This window comes from Arcanobacterium sp. (ex Cirak et al. 2026) (genome assembly GCF_053585065.1).
In genome coordinates this window covers 24,661-44,050 of record NZ_JBQJCE010000014.1, presented here as the reverse complement: position 1 = coordinate 44,050, position 19,390 = coordinate 24,661, and the positions used below count along the sequence as shown (strand labels likewise).

Genomic DNA, 19,390 nt, shown 5'->3' with positions numbered 1-19,390 from the left:
GCGGAGTCTTACCGTGATCACCCTTATCCTTATCAGCCGACGTCTGCGACTGACCCTGAACACCAACAGTATCCGCATTCACAGGAGTAATCGGATTCTCGGTAACGGTAGGCGTGTATGTCGCACTCACAGTATTCCCACCCGGGGTCGTGAGCTCAACAGTCACAGGAGTCGCTGTCCCAGCAAAAAGCGGCTCAGGAGTAAAGGTCACAACACCCGTCTTATCAACAGTGTACGTACCTTGACCAGGAACCTTCACAGCACCATCTTTATCCGCACCCTTCAACACAATCGTTGAACCAGTCGGAGCATTCGGGAACATCTCCTGCGGAGTCTTACCGTGATCACCCTTATCCTTATCAGCCGACGTCTGCGACTGACCCTGAACACCAACAGTATCCGCATTCACAGGAGTAATGAAGACGACGTGTGCCACAGCAGAGCTACTATTGTTCGCTGGGTTTGTGTCGTACTGCGTGGTGAGGATCTTGACGTTATTCGTCAAATCGTAAGGAGTATTTTTGCCGCTCTTTGCAACTTTTGCAGTGAAAGTAAAGGTATCTGTTGAGCCCTTCGGCATCACAGGCTTTGGAGTTACCTCGCGATTACCTTTTACAACAGTCACAGTAGAATGATCTTGGCTTAACTGAAGTTCGTAGCCATCCTTCAAAATTTTCTTGAAGTAGATGGAGTTGCCATCACGCAAAGCCTCTTCAACATCTGCCGGCTTCTTGACAACTTTCACTGTTGCCGCATCGACGCCCGCAGGGAACTCGTCAACGAGGTAGTATCCGTAGGAGCCGTTTGTGGTGACATGCGGGCTGTCCTTGAGGGATTTCACGCTAACATTCCACGTTACGGTATCGCCTTCGATAACGTTGACCGGTGTAACCGTCTTTTCAACGCTCAGATCTGCGGGTGAAACGCCCACACCAAACCACGTACCGGATGGTGTAGAGCCAGAGCGCACAGCAGTTTCGCTAGGATCAGCAACAATACCGCGCAGAGTCAATTCAACGGTGATATCTTGAACCCAGCCGCGAATTTCGCCGTTTGCTTGTCCACCGAATCCGTAGTTTTGCCCGCCTTTCAGGAAGCCATCAGCATATGTGCCATTGGGTCCTTTATCGGGGACAAAGAAACGTTTGTCATCAAGCTGGTAATCGCCGGGGGTGAGCCCGCTCTTGTAGAAGTTTGCGTAAGGGCTATCGATCCATTTTGGCACGACGCGCGCAGCTTGAGCGTTATCTTTGGCCACCTCTTTGCCATCAATAGCGCTAATGCGGACATCTTCCCAGGTGTATGTTTGCCAAAGCGCTGGCCAGTTATCTGGGTGATTATTTCCTGATGCTGCTTTTGATCCTGGCCCAACATTCAATTTGTAAATCGGGTTGAGTACAGGGCGGTCGAAGTGAATTGTCAGTGTACGCTTTTGATCGCTTGTGACAACAGTACCGGTACCTTTACTACCGGTAAACATGTTTGAATAAATTTCCCCTGCACGCGTTGGCTCGAGATTCAAGCGAGCACGGAAAGAGTTTCCTTGTGATGTAAGCTCACCCTTGTCACTCAAGGTGTAGGTGACCTTCTCGGTGCCCGTTGGTCCAGGGAAAGGTTTTGTCGCAGTTCCCATTTCCTTTGTTCCAGCCCAATCTGTCCAAAAGACGGCGCTGGATTCGCCAAATTGTTTTTCAGCAGCCTGCGCTACCCCCCCCGGGGAGCAGCCCCATGCTGGACAGGAGTAGTGCTCCAGCAAGGGTAGTGGCGCCAAAAGTTCGGCGCTGTATTCGTGGTTTCATACTTTTCTCCTTGTGTATGCGGCAAAATGCAGAAGGTTCCTACATTTTGGTATTCGATACACTCTGGAGTTTACTCCTTTTTGGAATGGAACAAAACAGGTAATAAAAACTTGAATTAAATTACAGTCACCGACGCCGAGGAGTAGCCTTTTTACTTTGTAAAGTTTGGGAGTAAGTTGCGCCCTGAATGGGGTGTTGTTTGTTGACAACGCACCATTTTCCCCTCTTCCTGGCGGTAGCGAGACCAACGTAGCAACGCCACCATGTGGGAATTCCCTAGTTCGAGTATAGGCGAACTCAAGCGGTTGGTATGTGCAGCACCTGCCCTCGCCCACTGACCGCCACGTTAATACCATTTTTCGCTACCAGTGAACCTCCTCTACTCATTTCGCGCCTCCCGTGTTCCAATGAGGTATGGCTCGATCAAAAACGAAAACGGAACTGTTGGAAGCAGCCACTTCCCGATGGGAGGTGCTGCAGGCCTTGATTGACTCCATGCGTCCAGAGATAGAAAACGCCAGTTTGTTTTTCGGCACTGACTTCAACCGTCCTGAGCCACACTGGGGACGGGACAAGAATCTGCGCGATGTCCTTGCCCACCTATACGCGTGGCAAAAAATGTCGATCGACTTCGTTGACGCCAACAAAAACGGGATCGCCCGGTCATTCCTCCCCGCACCTCACACGTGGCGAACCACACCAGCCCTGAACACACAAATCTGGGAGAACTATCAAAACGTACCGCTGGACGATGTACAGGAGATGCTGACCTCGAGTCATTCCCAGATAATCACGCTCATCGAGAGCTTCACCGATGAGGCACTGTTCACCAAGAAATACTTCCCCTGGACAGGAACCACCTCGTTGGGTTCCTACCTAGTGTCAGCGGCACCTAGCCACTATGACTGGGCCATTAAGAAACTGCGCGCACACAAGAAAGCCAACAGATCAAGCCCGGAACAAATACTTCCTTCACTTTAAATTTTCCGATATAGGCGATGCCCATAGAGAAGATGGTAGGCGAGGTCTGGACAAGGATGAGGTATCAGAGCAGCACCTTTTCAACTAGCTCGCGAAGTTGGCCTCATCCGAATCCATCTGTTGAGACAACTGACACAGAGAGCATTCACGCAGCTTGATCACATTCTCGCCCGAAGAACTCCGCTTCTACAACGCAATCCACAGTTTGCCTCGGTCACTCGAAAAGAGGAGGTCGGACCACCTATTGACCACCCATTAGTGGCCGACCAACTTCTCTTCCTCGATTTAACCTCACTGAGAGCAACACTGAACTCAGAGACAAACGCCCGGCTAATACAGCCGTCTATGACAGTGAGTAAAGGAATAGAGGATTCCATCTCACAGCTGCACTATTCAGTTCAGTTCATCGAGCCTCGGTGGATTAGCACCTGCACGCGAGCACGTGATCGCGGCGACACGAGCCGCAAACTCAGCGATTTCTTGTAGCTCGTCCTTATTCAAAGCGCGCAACACCTCACGGTTACGCCCGCCCGTGAGCCCGCGCGATTCAAGCTGGTAAATCAGTGCTCCCATAAATGAGTCACCCGCCCCGACCGTGTCAATCACCTTGACCTTCTGAGCAGGAACGCGCACAACATCGCCCGCATGGTTCACCGCAATCACGCCTTCCCCTCCACGAGTGACAGCAACTAAGGACGGCCCCGAGGCTGCAAATTCCTTTGCGTACGCGATCGCTGCATCTTCGTCGGGAACTTCGGTCTCGAAAAGGAACCCGAGATCTTCGTCGGAACATTTCACTACGTCGGCCATCTCAATGATCTGGCGCACGCGAGCTCTGGTTGATTCCATGTCGTCGATGAGAGCGGGGCGAATATTGGGATCGTAGGAAATTGTGGCGCCCGTATCTGCCAGATTTTCTGCCTGCGTATCCTCCTGCCCCTTCTTCGCTTGCCTCAGAATTTGGGCAACTTGTCCCGCCCCCGGCTCCATAAACGCCCCGATTGAACCGGTGTGAACGTGATGAACGCGTGTGAGATCGACGGGGGTTCCGCTGAGATCCCACGATAAATCGAAGGTGTAAGTCGAGGATCCGTCCTCGTCAATCATGGCCGACGCCGTCGCGGTCCGTTCAGATTCGGCGCGCTTAACAATCACGTGGTCAGCTCCAAGCCAGTCGAGAAGCACCTGGCCGCGTTCGTCCTGACCAAAACTCGTCAACAAACACGCAGGAATCCCTAAGCGTGAAATGCCAATCGCGACGTTTGCCGGACTCCCGCCAGGCAGCTCTGTGATTTGACCTGCGCGGTTGATGACATCGATCAAGGCTTCGCCAATAATAAGCAGACTCATAACATAATTCCTTCCGTTGAGTCGCGGATAATAATCGAGGGCGCCTCCTGAGTCAGAGATCGTGGCGCTTCCCCGTGAATCACTTCAAGTAACAGCGTGGCTGCCTGGCGTCCGATTTCTGCTGGTTCACGATTCGTCACTGTGATCGATGGACGAACAATTCGACACAAAGGGGAATCCTCACACGAGCAAATCAGCACGTCACGGCCGATATCTTTCCCTGCAGCACGCAGGGCGTTGAAACCACCCACAGCAAGAACCTCATTGTCAAAGATCAGACCGTCAGGAATCGCCAAACCTTCTGCTAAACGTTCAATTGCTTCACGGCCAGATTCCTCAGTAGCTTCTTCCCCGGCAACCACCACGACATCGATTCCATGTGCCTCGCAAAATTCTTCGATCGCAGCGCTTCGCTCTTGGGTATGCAGGAGGGAGGGCATCCCAGAGACGTAGCCAATCGATCGTGCTCCACGCTCAACAAGATGCGCGGCCAGAGTATTAATCATTGCCGACTCGTCACCCACAACGCACGCCGTGCCCTCGATTTCGTTTCCGACAACAACGGCCGGCAGGCCGAGTTTGTCGAGCTCCGCCAGACGTGGATCACCGACGCGCGGATCAACAAGCACAACACCGTCGACGCGTCCTTGAGCGTACCAATTGCGATACGTTGAGAGTTCAGCTTCAGAATCAGGACCCGTGTGGAAAACGAGATCGTATTTCTTGGCAGTCAGTGCCTGCTCAAGCCCGATGATGAAATTAAAAAAGAAGCGTTCGGAGTTATACGAATCTGATTTGCGGGCGATATAAAGCCCGACGGCGTCGGCGGAGCCAAGAGACAGCGACTGAGCTCTCGCATTGGGAACCCATCCGATTCTTTTTGCGGTCGACAAAATACGCTTGCGCGTTTCCGACGATACGCCCGGCCTATCGTTGAGGGCGAACGACACGGCGGTCGTCGAGACACCGGATTCGCGTGCAATGTCGCGGATCGTTGGTCGGTTCATTGTTGCTCTTTTCATGAATTCCCGCTCAGCCCCGTCGCCAACCAGGAAGAAACTTGCTTGCAAAATTCATTCTACTAAAACTTGCACTTAATCGGTTTAGTTATTACTGTGAATTTTACGAGAACAACGAAGCTCTCTGAAGGAAGGCTGACATGGACGTCGGATTGACCCTCACTCGCGTACACCGCACCTTGCACGAACGTATTATGCGTGCCCAGTACACTCCCGTGTCTCAACTTTCGCTTGCCACGTGGCGAGTCCCTGATGAAATTGTCAACGGCGTGTCAGTGATCGGTGAGCCTGTGACAGAGCCAAGTGGGCCGTTCACTCCGATCACTGTAGGTGATACCTGGGGAATGCCGTGGCAGACAGTATGGTTCGATGTCAGCGGAACTACCCCGTCGGCATCGCAAATCCCTCATGGCGACACTGTCGAAGCTGTTCTCGACCTCGGCTGGGATGACCACTCGGCCGGATTCCAAGCTGAAGGTCTCGTCAAGGACGCGCAGGGCAATTCGGTGAAAGCGATCAACCCGCGCAACCAGTGGATCCCGCTTCCACAAACACCCAATACCGATTTCCATTTCCGCATCGAAGCAGCAGCAAACCCACTCTTGCTCGAGGTGCTCCCCTGGCAAGAAACGCACGACGGCGACAAACTCACTGCTTCGCGAACTGAGCACTACCGCATTGCGAAGGCCGACGTCGTCATTCGCCACACTCAGGTAGTCGACCTCGTAACCGACATTTCAGTCATCTATGAAATGCTCGAAGCAAAGGGAGAAGCCGCTTTCACAAACGGCGACTACGAAGCCCTCATGGCACTCAATGATGCTCTCGATCAGCTCGATCTTGGTAATATTCCTGGCACTGCTGCCGCCGCGCGTAAGGTTCTGGCACCGATCATGGCTCGTCCTGCTTTACCCGGGGCACATCATCTGTCGGCAGTCGGGCACGCACACATTGACTCCGCATGGCTATGGCCGATTCGCGAAACGAAGCGCAAGGTTAACCGCACAATTGCCAATGTTGTCCGGCTGATTGAGGATGGCACTGGTTTGGTCTTTGCGCTTCCAGCGGCACAGCACGTCGCGTGGTTACGCGACGAGGATCCTGAGCTTTTTGAACGCGTACAAAAGTGCGTCCGTGAAGGATCGATCGTTCCCGTTGGCTCGATGTGGGTGGAGCCCGACGCAGTGCTCCCCGGCGGCGAAGCAATGGCACGCCAACTAGTGGAAGGCACCGCAGAATTCGAAGATGCTTTCGGCATTCGCTGCAAGGAAATCTGGCTTCCCGATTCCTTTGGTTATTCTGCCGCACTCCCACAGCTTGCCCGCGAGGCGGGTATCGAGCGGTTCTTGACACAGAAGATCTCGTGGAACCAGACCAACGTTTTCCCCTATCACACTCTTCAGTGGGAAGGCATCGACGGGTCACGTATTTACACACACTTCCCTCCTGCTGACACCTACGGCTCAGAAGTCACCGGCGCGCAAATTCGCCACGCTGAACAGAACTTTAAGAACAAGGGCGAGGCTAATAGCTCACTCCTCCCCTTTGGCTATGGCGACGGAGGCGGCGGCCCAACTCGCGAAATGATGGAACGCCTCTCACGGATGGAGGATCTCGCTGGATATCCGCAGGTCGTGAGCGAATCACCACATGCATTCTTTGATCGGGCACAAGCTGAGCTACCTGAACCACCCGTGTGGGTCGGAGAACTTTATCTCGAACTTCATCGTGGAACATTCACGTCACAAATCGCAACCAAGCAAGGCAATCGTCGGAGCGAGGCACTCCTGCGCGAGACAGAGCTGTGGTGCACAATCGCCGCACTTGCTGGAGCTGAGTACCCCTACGCTGAGCTCCGCACTGCATGGCGCAAGGTGCTCTTGTGTCAGTTCCACGATATTCTGCCTGGCACATCGATCGCATGGGTCTACCGCGAAGTTGCCACAATTTACGCCGAGGTCAAGGAGACATGCGAACGCCTCATCGGCGAGGCATTTGATTTCCTCGGCAAAGGACACGAGGGACGTCAGGCGTGGGCAAATGCCACATCGTTTAGTGTCCATGGAGTTGATGCCCTCGGTGCCACTGAAGTTTCCGGCGGAGTCGGCAGCATAAGCGTCTCGGACAAGCGCATTTCCAACGGCGCACTCTCCATTGATTTCAACGATTCGGGCGCAGCCACACAGATCACCGACTCCGCCGGTCATACCTACATTCCCTCAGGGACAAGCGCAGGTGAATTCTGCGTCTTCCAGGACTTCCCCAATACGTGGGATGCCTGGGACATTGACCCGTTCTATAAAGGTTCCCAGAAGAATCTCGAGCTGGTTTTCGATGGAATTCACACTACCGACGCGCAGGCGACGGCTCGTGCACATACGTCTTTCGGGAACTCACAGATGAGCATCGAATGGCGTCTCAGCGCAGGTCAACCCTACGTTGACGTTCATGTGGAAGTGGACTGGCACGAGCGTGAAAAGCTACTCAAGCTCGCCTTCCCGCTTGATGTCCATACAGATCACGCCCAGTTTGAAACACAAATGGGGCACATTACTCGTCCGACCACAACAAACACTTCCTGGGAGAGTGCGAAGTTCGAGGTGAACGCCCACCGTTGGCTTCGTGTGGCAAATTCGGGCACATGCGTGTCGATCGCGAATGATTCCACCTATGGCTGGGACATCACACGTCACGCCACCGGCCAGCGTGGCACGTACTCACTCGTGCGCGCCACGCTGGTGAAATCCGCTGTGTACCCCGATCCTGCACAGGATCAGGGACACTTCGAGTGGAACTTCCGTCTGCGCCCCGGTGCTAGCGTCCTCGACGCCGTCGCCGATGGTCAAGCGATCAATATTCCATTGCGAAAAGCACCTGTCATTGCTGCTCCCTTTACGTGCACAGGTGCGGTTGTGGAGTCAGTCTCGATGGTGCCCGATCAGTCCGGTGATGTCGCGATCCGTCTCTACGAAGCTGAAGGTGCGCCCGGACAGGCACGTATCACATGGCCGGACGCCGAGGTGAAAGCAACCGACCTCCTCTATCGTGACAGTGATAACGCTGCGACAGTTTCGAGTGTCGATGGGGTTCACACCGTTGAACTCTCGCCTTTCCAGATTGTCACATTGCGCGTGAAGGTGGGAGGGACAAAGTGAAGTTCGGCGTCAACTACACTCCCAGGCGCGGCTGGTTCCACTCCTGGCTTGAGTTCGATGCCAGCGCCGTCGCTGAGGATCTCGATGCAATTGCGTCGCTTGGAATTGATCACATTCGGATTTTCCCTCTGTGGCCGATTCTTCAACCTAATCGCACTCTCATCCGCGAGCGCGCGATCGAGGATGTTGCAACGGTTGTTCGTCTGGCACACGAACGCGGGATGGAAACACTGGTGGACGTCCTCAACGGTCACCTTTCGTCCTTTGATTACCTGCCGTCGTGGGTGAGTGCATGGCATCAACGCAATGTATTTGCTGACCCAGACGCTATCTCAGGTGAGCGTGAATTAGTTCGCACCCTCGCAATCCGCCTGTCCCATGAGCCGGGCGCAATGGGCTTGAGCTTAGGAAACGAATTCATCCAGTTCGCTGCCTCCCGCCATCCTTTTCAGCATCAGATCACGACTGCCCAAGCTCACGCATGGCTGTCCGATTTGCTGACCACGGCGAAGGAGAATTGGCCCTGCGGTACACACGTCCACACTCATGACGACGATCTCTGGTTTGATCCCACACAACCATTCGATCCGGCGTCGGCGGTGACGCTCGGCGATCAAACCACCGTCCACTCGTGGGTATTTGGACGCGTCGGCCCGCGGTTCGGCACAGGTGCTCCCGAACTCGACTGGTTCTCTCGTTACTTAACAGAACTCGCTGCTGGTTGGTCCACCGATGTCGAACGACCCGTGTGGTTACAAGAGATCGGATCTCCATCCAATTATGTTCCCACGCAGGAAGCGGCACGCTTCCTCACCGCCAATGTTGATCGTCTCATGGGCGCTCACGGTGGCGGAATCTCCCCTCATCTTCGTGCGATCACCTGGTGGTGTTCACACGATGTCTCCCGCTCACTGGCTGACTTCCCTGAGCTGGAGTACACCCTCGGTCTGTTCGATTCCGATGGCAATCTGAAGCCAATCGGAGCTGCCTATAAATCGGCAATCGAACAGTGGGGTTCCACAGTGCCGGAAGAAGTTGTGCGCCCCACTTTCGAACTCGAGGTTGCGCCGACCCAGCGCGATCTCACGGATGCTCGCGGCGAGTTTTTTGACTCGTGGATGGCGTCCGCACTCAATGGCGATGTTCCGCGCATCGTAATCACACAGTAGAAAACAATCTTCGAAGGAGAAGATATGAAGTACACCAAGATGGCTGCCGTCTTCGCTGCGGCAACTCTGTCTCTCGCAGCCTGCACGGGCGGAACTGCCAACACGTCGTCGAGCGAGAAGCCCGCCGCTGAGGGCAAGATCGCCGGAGAAGTAACATTCCAGACCTGGTCACTCAAGAACGACAAGTTCACCCCGTACTTCGAGAAGATCGTCAAGGACTTCGAGAAGCAGTACCCGGATGTCAAGGTCAAGTGGATCGATCAGCCAGCTGACGGCTATGAGGACAAAGTCCTTCAGCAGGCAGAATCCGGCGAACTTCCCGACGTTGTGAATCTCCCGCCGGAGTACGCTTACTCGCTAGCCAAAGCCGGCCAGCTCATGGATCTGAAGAAGGAATCAAAGGTCATCGGCGACTACGTTGACGGCGGCGTCAGCGCATACACCTATGATGGGCTGGAAGGCTCGTTTGCATTCCCGTGGTACCTGGGCACCGAGCTCAACTACTGGAACACCGAGCTGCTGAAGAAGGGTGGCGTAGACACCCCACCAGCGACATTCGAAGAGAACTGGAAGGTCGCCGGTCAGCTTGCTGAAAAGGGCATCCAGACCATCGCCGATCTCCCCTCACCTAAGGGTTTGCAGATCATGGTGTCCAACGCCGGTGGTCACCTCGACATCCTCAAGGATGGCAAGTTCGTCTTCAATACCCCAGAAGCAGTGAAGATCGTTGAGACCTACGCTGATCTGTACAAGAAGGGCGCAATCACCCCTGAAGCACTTCAGAACGCTGGCACCGCAAACGCTAACGTGAACAACTTCAACAAGGGAACAGTTGCCTGGACTACCGCTGGCCCGAACTACATCGACAAGGATGTGGCAGTCAACGCCCCGACCCTCCTGCCGAAGGTCAAGGTCACCCCTGGTTTCGACAACCCGCCGTTGTTCGTTCAGGGCATCTCGGTTTCCTCGAAGGCAAAGAGCCCAGCTGCTGCTCTGAAGTTTGCTGAGTTCGTCTCCAACACCGAAAACCAGATCGAGTTCGTCAAGCTCGCTGTCGGCTTCTTCCCAGGCACCAAGGCAGCAAACGCTGATCCGTCGAATTTCGCTGAGGCCGCTCAAAACCCGGAGCAGAAAGTTGCAACCGAGCTCGCCGCGAAGCAGATGGACAAGGCCAAGATGACTGGCGATCCTCGTTACACCGAAGAGATGGAAACCTTCGCAAAGCAGCAGATTGCTCTTGCTGTCAAGGGTGAGATCTCTGCGAAGGACGCCCTCGACAAGGCTGTCCAGCACGCACAAGATGCACTGAAGTAAGAAAAGACGCGTTGAAGGGGACGAGCAGATGAGAAGACAAAATTGGTACACACCCTACCTTCTGGTTTTACCAGGAGTGATCTGGGTATTCGTATTCGCCCTGTGGCCTTTCTTGAACACGGTCGCACTCGCCTTCACAGATGCTCGTCCCCTTCAACCGGCCAACTACGTTGGGATGGAGAACTTCCTCAAGCTCTTCTCCGACGAGCGCTTTACCTACGCACTCACCACATCACTGGTCTACGTAGTGGTCTGCGTACCACTACTGACCTTGCTGCCACTGCTACTAGCATTGCTTGTTCATCGTAAGATCCCCGGTATCGGTTTCTTCCGCACTACTTTCTACTTCCCCGTGATCGCCTCAGCCGTGGTTGTGGCTATCGTATGGGAGTTCCTCTTCTCCGGCTCAGGCACCATCAATGAGGCAATGAAATTCTTTGGTCTCGCTGACCGGCCCATTGAGTTCCTTTCTGATCGTTGGTTACTCATTTCGTGTGCCATTGGCCTGACAGTATGGAAAGGTCTGGGCTACTACATGGTGGTCTACTTGGCCGCACTGGGCAGTGTCGGTCGTGAGCTCCATGAAGCAGCTGCTCTCGACGGCGCAGGTCGCTGGCGTCGATTCTGGTCCGTCACTGTTCCAGGCGTACGCGGACCGATGATGTTGGTTTCCGTTCTGATTTGCGTAGCCGCGATGCGTGTCTTTACTGAGCTCTACATTCTCTCAAACGGATCTGGCGGCCCAGGCGGACAAGCGATGTCGATGGTGATGCTCATTCAATCCATGGGCAAAGGCCTGAACGGACAGATCGGCTACGCCTCCGCTATTTCCCTGGTGCTCTTCGCACTCACTCTCATTCCGCTTGCAATCGTCGGCTACACCTCAAACCGCGATCTCATCAAAGATGCACGCACAGCACGCCGTGCGAACAAGCAGGTCAAGAAGAATGCACTTCACGCCCGCCCAGCATCAGAAACTGCACTTCCCGCATCGATGCAACACCTTGCCGTTGCCACTTCGACGTCGGCCCCACGCACCACCGGTAAGCACAAGGAGACCACCAAATGAGCACCGAAATTTCGCAGGCTCCAGAAGCTGTCACAGCAGTCCACGCTGAAACCGCTCAGGTAAAAATTCGCAAGGAACGCCCGTGGCGTGGACACGGCTCGTCGGACATTATGAAGCCGACACTTCCCGGGCTTATCGGGAAATACGCCGCTCTCATCTTTATCTTCGTGATCATGGTGTTCCCGTTCGTGTGGCAGTTGTCGACGTCGTTCAAGGGCGCTACCGAGAATATCTACGATTTCCCCCCAACCTTGTTCCCCGATGCTCCCACCCTGGATAACTACCGCACGGTATTTAACACCATCCCCGTATTTTCCTACGCATGGCATTCATTACTCGTCGGCGTTGGAACAGTAGTCTCGAACGTCATTTTCGCAACACTTGGTGGTTACGCGATGGGATGCTTGAAGTTTCGTGGCAAGTCGATCGTCTTCATTATTTTCTTCTCAACTTTGCTTCTCCCCGGCGAGGTGACGCTGACGTCGCAGTACCTGACCGTCAAGAGCCTGGGGCTGGCCAATACACTGTGGGGCGTGTTCCTGCCCGGTGCGATTTCGGCGATCAATGTGCTCCTCATGGCTGCTGCCTGCCGAATGATTCCTAACGATATCCTCGACGCAGCCACAATGGACGGCGCTACCACCTTCCAGCGCCTTCGCCATATCGTGTGGCCCAACATCCGCGGAATGGTGTCCGTGGTTGCGCTCTTTGCTTTCATTGGCGCATGGGACGACTTCCTGTGGCCGTTAGTGGTACTCTCCGATCCAGCCAACTACACCTTGACTGTGGGTATGCAGTATCTCAATTCAAACTTTGGTGCTAACCCACGCGCGATTGCTGCAGGTACCATGATCGCCCTCGTTCCGATCATTATTCTCTTTGCAGCTCTGCAGAAACAGTTCTTCAAAGGTGTCGAAGAAGGTGGCGTGAAAGCATGAGTATCCCTCCCGCCGGTTCGATCCCCTGGGTCTCCCTTCCCTATCCGAAGTTCGAGCCGGCGGGAGGAGTCTGTCTGCTACGCGCAGATATCGCCTCTGTTGGCACTGCCGACGTCGACGAGGCACGTGAGCCAGGCGTTTACGTCACGTCCAGCACAACCAAAACTCATCGCGAAGTTTCTCGATTGCGCGATGAACTGCGTGCCTGTGGCGTGCGAGTCGTTGACACTGCAGCAGAGTCAGAAGTGACGATCCTACTTGACCTGGTCTCGCCTGATCTGAGTATGGAACAGGATAACCGTGAATCTGTCCGGATCGAAGTGAATCTGAATCAGATTCGGATCTCCGGTTTGACTCCCACCGCACTATTCCGCGGCACACGCCTTGTCCTGCACAATGTTCATGCGCAAGGAGCATTGCCGTGCGGCGTCGCTACTACTCAGCCTCAAGTGCTCGTGCGCGGTTTACACGTGGACGCTGCCCGGAAGTTCTATTCAAGCCAATGGATCGAAAAACGTCTGTATGAGATGTCCTGGGTAGGGCTCAACACTTTCGAATGGCATTTTTCAGAGAACGAAGGCTTCAGAATAGAATCCGAGACATTTAGCCAAGTCGTTTCTGCAGAATATATCTCTCGCGAGGAGGTAGTTCGTCTCCTCGACCTTGCTGATGACCTCCACATTGACATCATCCCTTCCTTGGATATGCCCGGGCACCTACGCCAGGTTCTCGCTCACTTCCCCAATCTTCAGCTTCCACCGGCACAACTCACCCCGCAAAGCGAACCCCTCGCAATTCCTGATACTGGACACGCTCTTGATATCTCACATCCTGAAGCTGTGGAATTTGCGATGAGCCTCATCGACGATTTCGCACCTTTATTCGCCCGTTGTCACAGGTGGAACTTAGGCGGCGACGAATTTGTTGACTTTGCTCGTATCAACAACTACCCCTGTCTTGCCGACGCTGCCCGAGAACGTTTCGGAGAAAACGCAAACGGCTTTGACCTACTCACAGATTTCATTAACCAGATCGCTGCCCACCTGATCGAGCTCGGATTCGAACCGCTGGTGTGGAACGATGGACAGCTTCGTGGGCACGTTGTAAAACTTGATCCACGTGTGACTCTGACATGGTGGACGAATTGGCACAAGGATATGGCTCCGTTACGTACAGCGATCGACGGCGGCTATCGCATCATCAATTTCAACGATTCACTTTTCTACTATGTGCTCGGTGAAAATGCCGGCTATCTCCATCCGACAGCTCAAAAAATCTGGGACGCAAACTGGCATCCTGGTCTCTTCCCCCATCTTCCGCCAGCCGCAGTGAGCGAAGAGATGGCTTTCGAATACTCCGAACCAACCCGCCAAGAACTTCTGACCTACCCCAAGGAACTGCTCGGCTCGATGTACTCGATCTGGTCCGACAAGGCTGATGCTGAAACCGCGAACGACGTTGCACAGCTTGCTTTACCTGGGATCCAGGCGATGGCTGAACGAGCATGGAACGGCGGAAGCACGCTCTCGCTCGATGAATTCACAGCTTTCACCCATCAGATCGGCACACCGCTGCCGCCGCCTCGTCATTGACGTGTCCCAGCGCCTGGCATCCTATTGACACAAACTTTGGTGTTGCACAGAATAATGCGGTCCACACCCAACCCCTTTATCCTTAAAGGGTGAATTTCTTTGCGCCAGTAAACTCCCTCTTGTCTCTCCCCCGACAGTGGTGGCGTTCTTGTGCACTTGCAGTCTTTTCAGTTGTGCTCTTGCTTATGCTGGCAATCTCTCCAGCTTTGGCGCAGCCCCCAACTCCCCCCACCCCATCGACACCGCACAGCACGTCGCCGTCGGCGAACACGCCACCGTCGGCAAACCAATCATCGGCGAGTACACATCAACATGTCCTTGTTCTCCTTACGAGCGGGCTAAGCTGGCAGTACATCAATTCCACCGACACGCCACACCTCGCCCAGTGGGCCGATGCCGGCACAATGTTCAATATGATTCCCCCCGATGTGCACGAGTGGGGATGCCCAGAAGATGTGAGTCTGGCACTGAGCACCGGCACACTGCTCAGCAAAACCTCAATCAACCACGACGCCGGTTGCGCCATTCAACGAATGTTCGACGGTGCTCCCCTGCCCCTATGGCAAGATGCAGATTTCGACGCGATCATCGGCACCCTCGGATCCGCACATAAAATTGGCGCACTTTCACAGGTTCTCCAGGAGCACCATATTGATTCGCGCGCTATTGGAGCACAGGCTGGCGCCCTCTTGGTCACCCCGAACGGGTTAGCTCCCGAAGGTTTCGCATCCGAGCGAGTCAGCAATAAAGTCCTCAGCTCACGCATTGCCGATGCAACGCGGACATTTTCACTCACTGTCGCTGACATCACAGGTGCAAATTTCTCCGCCGACCCAGAACGCTCCCGTATCTCGCCACTCAAGCTCCCCACACTAACAAAAACTGATCTTCAACCGCCCACTGACTTCCCAATTCTCATACCTACCGACTACTACCGTGACATCAGCGCACGCAAGAGTGCCGAACGTGCGGAAGCTGTGATATCGAAAGTGCCCACCGGCACAAAAGTATATTTCCTCTCGTTACAGACATTAGCGGCAACCGAAGTGTTTCAGCCCGGATTCGTTTCCTTCGGCCCCGGCACACCCCAGTCCGACGCCGGTGCGCTCGGCGGACGCGGTCTCGGCTGGTCACCACAGGTTCGCCAGCACGGCAACGTTCACTATTCGTCGATTGTGCCCTCGATCCTCGCTGATTTCGGAATCGATGCACTCGCAGCAAAACCGACACCAAAATCCGCAAGCTCATCAACAGATACGACGACGTCGGCGCAAACAACGCAAACCGATGCACACTCCCCCACATTGGATGATCTGATCCGCGTTGGAAAAAGTGTTGACCCACTGACATCGTTGCGAGCAAGCGCAATGACCACGCTTGCCACGAATACACGTGGCGAGGTGCGCGCAGATGAGCTCGCAAGTTCGGCGCGCAAAGCCTCGGTCATCGTGCCTGTCAGAGGCGCTTTCGTTTCTGCGCTCACACAGTACACGATCACGTATATTCTGATTGCCACAGCATTCCTCGTGGCAATCGTTCGGCCAAAACTTTCAGAAAAACATGGCCTTCGCCGTATTGTCTGTTTTATTCAAACCGCTCTTGACCTACGTGGTGTCCGCATTCTCCTGGCACTCGCGGGTCTGTGGATCAGCGCGATCCCAGCGGCATCGCTGATCACCACATGGGTCTGGCCGTGGTGGATGAGCGGTTCTCCTCGACATGCATTGTTCGTGGGGACATATCTCGCGGCAAGCGTCCTGGCTGGCTTTGCCTTGGTGAGCGTCCGTTGGTACTCGGGAGGGCCACTGGTCATCATCGGAGCAGTGACAGCCGCCGTCATCTTAGCTGATGTCGCGACTGGTTCACGCAACATTGCTGACTCGCCCATTGGTTTCAATACCTTGGTGGGAGCAAGGTTCTACGGTTTAGGCAATGAAGCATTTTCGTTTGAATCCACTGGGCTCCTTCTTGCACTCGGTGGGTTCCTCTGTTGGGCGTCATCGACACGTCGGGGAATGCGCCGCTCCGTTGCTCCGTCGTGGGCACTCACGCTGTGCGCATTGATCGGAACTGTCGGAATCATGATCGGAGTGTGGCCCACACTCGGCGCCGACTTCGGTGGCGCAATCGCGCTCATGCCTGCGCTCGTTATCCTCCTACTGCTTGCCTCGGGGAAAACAATACGTCTTCGCATTGTCGCTTTTCTCAGCGTCGGTGGACTGGCACTGTCGATGGGAATCGCGCTACTCGACTGGCTTCGTCCCACTGAACGCCATACTCATCTGGGCAACTTCGTTCAAGCGATAATCGACGGGGATGCGTGGGACATTGTGTGGCGAAAACTCAGCGTCAATCTTCAACTCCTGGTGAGCTTGAGCCACCGTTGGATTGTCCTCGCAGGTGTCATCTTCCTTTTTGCGGTGGTCTGGCCTTGGCTCACAGCGCACTATGCGAAAAAGCTTGATACCGCATTACTCTCCACTCCCGACGGCACCGCCTTGAGCCGTCGTTCAACACTGGCAGTTCTCATTCGCCAGCCACTGGGATATACGCTGACCTCGGTGCTAGCCTGCACGGTGATTGCATTTGCGGTCAATGATTCAGGAATCGTGTTGCCCGGTTCCACATTCCAAGTACTTATGCCCGCTCTGGCAGCGACGATTTTCCTTTCCTTTTCTACCCGCACCCGGTGATCACGATGCTGATGTGTCGGTTTCCTTTGCCCCACCACTTTCAGGGCTACCGACGTCGGTGGGAACGTTGTGAGCCAGATCAGCATCGGCAACAGGGAGAAACCCAAAACGGAAATCATATTGCAAAAAGCCAGTGGCCGACCCCTCGTCGTCGCCGCCGACGTGGTGGCTTCTGTTCCGATCAGAAATTGCTAAATACTTGGAATATAACTGGGCGAGGTCACGCGAAAAACTTTCAGCCTCGTCTCGGGAAAAAACGTAGAGGGTGTCACCGTTCATTCGCACAGTCGGTTGCGAACGCCGGGTGAGTTCAGCCGAAAAATTTTCCGATCGCTCACGGATCACTGTCTCAAGGTGCGCGAGGGCAGCGGCCAGAGCAGGCGCGGTTTCAGGATCGTCAACTTCCCATCCACCTGAAACAGCTCGCCACCAGGTTTCACGGCCATCGCCTTCGCTGGTGGCAGACTCGATTACTCCTGCGTCGTGCAAAATTTTCAAATGGTAGGACATCTTATTCGGCGCAAGTTCTAGGGCGTTGGCAAGATCTGACGTGCGCGCTTTCCCACGGAGATTCAATTCGTAAAGTGCGTTGAGCCGGATCGAATTCGCGAGAGCTTTGGCAACGTTCGGTGTGGCCTTATTAGTCATAGTTCTACGGTATCCCACTGGCTCGGTTTCGGCAGGGAGCGTACCCGTGGCATCGCAATCCATGAAAGCGCAGGAATAAGGGTGAGGAAAATGAATAGCGTAATCGTAGGCCGATATCCCACATGATCAAGCATCCAACCAGAAATCGTTGGCGAAAGGGCAAGCGGCAATGACGTGATGACACCGAGGAGTGACATTAGGCGGCCTTGGATATCTCGTGGTGCTGCGGAGAAAATGATTGTCGAGTGTCCTTCGATGAAAATCAATGCGAAGAGAAATATTCCCATGCCAGCAATCAGCACGCCGTAGTCGAACACAAAAATTGTCGGAACCAAAAAACATGCAGCAACAGGAACACCGAATGTGAGAGTTCGCCCTGTCGCGACACGGGTGGAATAGCGGCCGGCGAAGGCTGATCCCACGAGAGCAAACACGGCGATCGACATGGTGTACACAGCGATCGACTCAGGAGAACGACCGTGAAGCACGAGGGCGTATGTGTAAGTGAATTGCACTCCCATGAATCCAATATTGAGGACAGAAAACGGCACGATGATCTGCAGGATCAGATTGTGAGCACAGATCCACATCCATGCCTGTCGAATGTCAACGATAAACGTGGTGAGGGCAGCGGTCAGAACCTTCTGGCGTTGCACGTCGGCAGTGATGTCAGGCGACGTACGAGCCTCACGCACGGGAGGATCATACTTCATGAGCGACCCGCACAAACCAAGCAAAAGATACCCCGCCACCGATACAGCGAATGGCACCCATACACCAAGCGAATAGAACGCTGCGCCAACGGGAGGCGCTGAAAGTTCGATGCTCGCATCCCTGCCGCGGTTGGCTGCCTGAGCTTTGATGAAGTTTTCGCCACGCACAATCGAGCGGAGAACGGCGTCGGTAGCGAAACCAAAAAGACCCACGTTCACTGCCCCGAGCGAAGTCAAAGCAATCAGGATCGGAAAAGTGAGGTGATCGGTAGCAAAAAGAACAGTGATTGTTCCCCAGATCATGGTGCCCATGGCAGCAAAAAGATAGATGATTTTCCGTCGGTCAAAGCGATCGACGATCACACCACCAGGTACCATGCAGATCACGCCGATCGCTTGAGAAGTGGTTGCGATCAAACCAGCTTGTGTTGCCGATCCGGTCAGTGCGACGACGGCGAGCGGCAAAGCGAATGTTCGGATGCCTCCTGCAAATTTCGCAGAGGTATCCCCTGCAAACCAGGCACGATAGCCAGGGGTAGACCACAAACTCAGTGGTCTGGTTGTGGTTGCACTGTCTTGGGAACGCTCAGTTGTTGATGACATGAGGCCAGCATATTAATTCAAATTAATTTGCGCAATTTATTTTGAAATAATTTCCGTTGCGCCCCCACTCACTCTCGATCCGGGCACGAGACTTCATCGTCTCCCCTTATTTTTATGGAAGATCGGCACAGTGTTCTCATGTCTCAACACCGCCCTCTCCTCACCCACTATGACTTCTATTCACTCGTCGGCTCAGAATATCTGCAAATACATGCTGCGGATCATCATCCGCTTTCTATCACTTACCCCGATTTTTCAAAAAAATTCACTGGGTGAGTTACCAAATCTGCGGCGCGTGATGGTCTCGCAATTTTTATGAGTAACCCTCATTATTCAAAGTATTTGTG

General features: G+C 54.3%; 13 protein-coding genes. 8 read left to right on the top strand and 5 right to left on the bottom strand.

Features of this window, described 5'->3' with window-relative positions; translation table 11 throughout:
* Positions 1-1,633 (bottom strand): hypothetical protein (locus ACTOVJ_RS07355; RefSeq protein WP_449504674.1); only part of this gene is annotated, 1,633 nt, incomplete at its 3' end.
* A 580-nt stretch (positions 1,634-2,213) separates the two neighbouring features.
* Between ACTOVJ_RS07355 and ACTOVJ_RS07350 the strand changes: the two genes are divergently transcribed.
* Positions 2,214-2,780 (top strand): ClbS/DfsB family four-helix bundle protein, encoded by a 567-nt coding sequence (locus ACTOVJ_RS07350; RefSeq protein ID WP_449504215.1) that lies wholly within the window; start codon positions 2,214-2,216, stop codon positions 2,778-2,780.
* A 393-nt stretch (positions 2,781-3,173) separates the two neighbouring features.
* Here the strand turns inward: ACTOVJ_RS07350 and ACTOVJ_RS07345 are convergent, their stop codons facing one another.
* Together ACTOVJ_RS07345 and ACTOVJ_RS07340 are read right to left on the bottom strand one after the other, a co-directional pair.
* A complete protein-coding gene (locus ACTOVJ_RS07345) occupies positions 3,174-4,130 on the bottom strand; it encodes a carbohydrate kinase family protein (protein WP_449502420.1) in 957 nt (318 codons plus the stop codon).
* On the bottom strand, positions 4,127-5,137 hold the full coding sequence (locus tag ACTOVJ_RS07340; protein ID WP_449502421.1) for a LacI family DNA-binding transcriptional regulator: 1,011 nt from the start codon (positions 5,135-5,137) through the stop codon (positions 4,127-4,129). Before ACTOVJ_RS07340 ends, ACTOVJ_RS07345 begins: the two co-directional genes overlap by 4 nt.
* A 152-nt stretch (positions 5,138-5,289) precedes the next feature.
* Between ACTOVJ_RS07340 and ACTOVJ_RS07335 the strand changes: the two genes are divergently transcribed.
* From ACTOVJ_RS07335 to ACTOVJ_RS07305, 7 genes are all read left to right on the top strand, one after another.
* Positions 5,290-8,304: an alpha-mannosidase gene (locus ACTOVJ_RS07335; RefSeq protein WP_449502422.1), complete on the top strand. Its 3,015-nt coding sequence runs from the start codon at positions 5,290-5,292 to the stop codon at positions 8,302-8,304.
* Positions 8,301-9,473, top strand: coding sequence for a glycoside hydrolase 5 family protein (locus ACTOVJ_RS07330; RefSeq protein WP_449504216.1), 1,173 nt, complete (start codon positions 8,301-8,303; stop codon positions 9,471-9,473). The genes ACTOVJ_RS07335 and ACTOVJ_RS07330 overlap by 4 nt, the downstream gene beginning before the upstream one ends.
* 24 nt (positions 9,474-9,497) lie before the next feature.
* Positions 9,498-10,787, top strand: coding sequence for an ABC transporter substrate-binding protein (locus tag ACTOVJ_RS07325; RefSeq protein ID WP_449504217.1), 1,290 nt, complete (start codon positions 9,498-9,500; stop codon positions 10,785-10,787).
* 28 nt (positions 10,788-10,815) lie between these two features.
* Positions 10,816-11,856 carry a carbohydrate ABC transporter permease gene (locus tag ACTOVJ_RS07320; protein ID WP_449502425.1) on the top strand — a complete coding sequence of 347 codons (1,041 nt, stop codon included), beginning with the start codon at positions 10,816-10,818 and terminating at the stop codon, positions 11,854-11,856.
* Positions 11,853-12,794, top strand: a complete 942-nt coding sequence (locus tag ACTOVJ_RS07315) for a carbohydrate ABC transporter permease (protein ID WP_449502426.1) — start codon at positions 11,853-11,855, stop codon at positions 12,792-12,794. Before ACTOVJ_RS07320 ends, ACTOVJ_RS07315 begins: the two co-directional genes overlap by 4 nt.
* The gene (locus tag ACTOVJ_RS07310; protein WP_449504218.1) at positions 12,791-14,386 is read left to right on the top strand and encodes a family 20 glycosylhydrolase; all 1,596 of its coding nucleotides are present in this window, start codon (positions 12,791-12,793) and stop codon (positions 14,384-14,386) included. The genes ACTOVJ_RS07315 and ACTOVJ_RS07310 overlap by 4 nt, the downstream gene beginning before the upstream one ends.
* Positions 14,387-14,475: 89 nt before the next feature.
* Complete coding sequence (locus ACTOVJ_RS07305) at positions 14,476-17,079, top strand: hypothetical protein (protein WP_449504219.1); 2,604 nt, start codon at positions 14,476-14,478, stop codon at positions 17,077-17,079.
* Here the strand turns inward: ACTOVJ_RS07305 and ACTOVJ_RS07300 are convergent, their stop codons facing one another.
* Positions 17,080-17,727, bottom strand: a complete 648-nt coding sequence (locus tag ACTOVJ_RS07300; RefSeq protein WP_449502429.1) for an ArsR/SmtB family transcription factor — start codon at positions 17,725-17,727, stop codon at positions 17,080-17,082.
* The gene (locus tag ACTOVJ_RS07295; RefSeq protein WP_449504220.1) at positions 17,724-19,043 is read right to left on the bottom strand and encodes an MFS transporter; all 1,320 of its coding nucleotides are present in this window, start codon (positions 19,041-19,043) and stop codon (positions 17,724-17,726) included. Before ACTOVJ_RS07295 ends, ACTOVJ_RS07300 begins: the two co-directional genes overlap by 4 nt.
* Between the last annotated feature and the right edge of the window lie 347 nt (positions 19,044-19,390).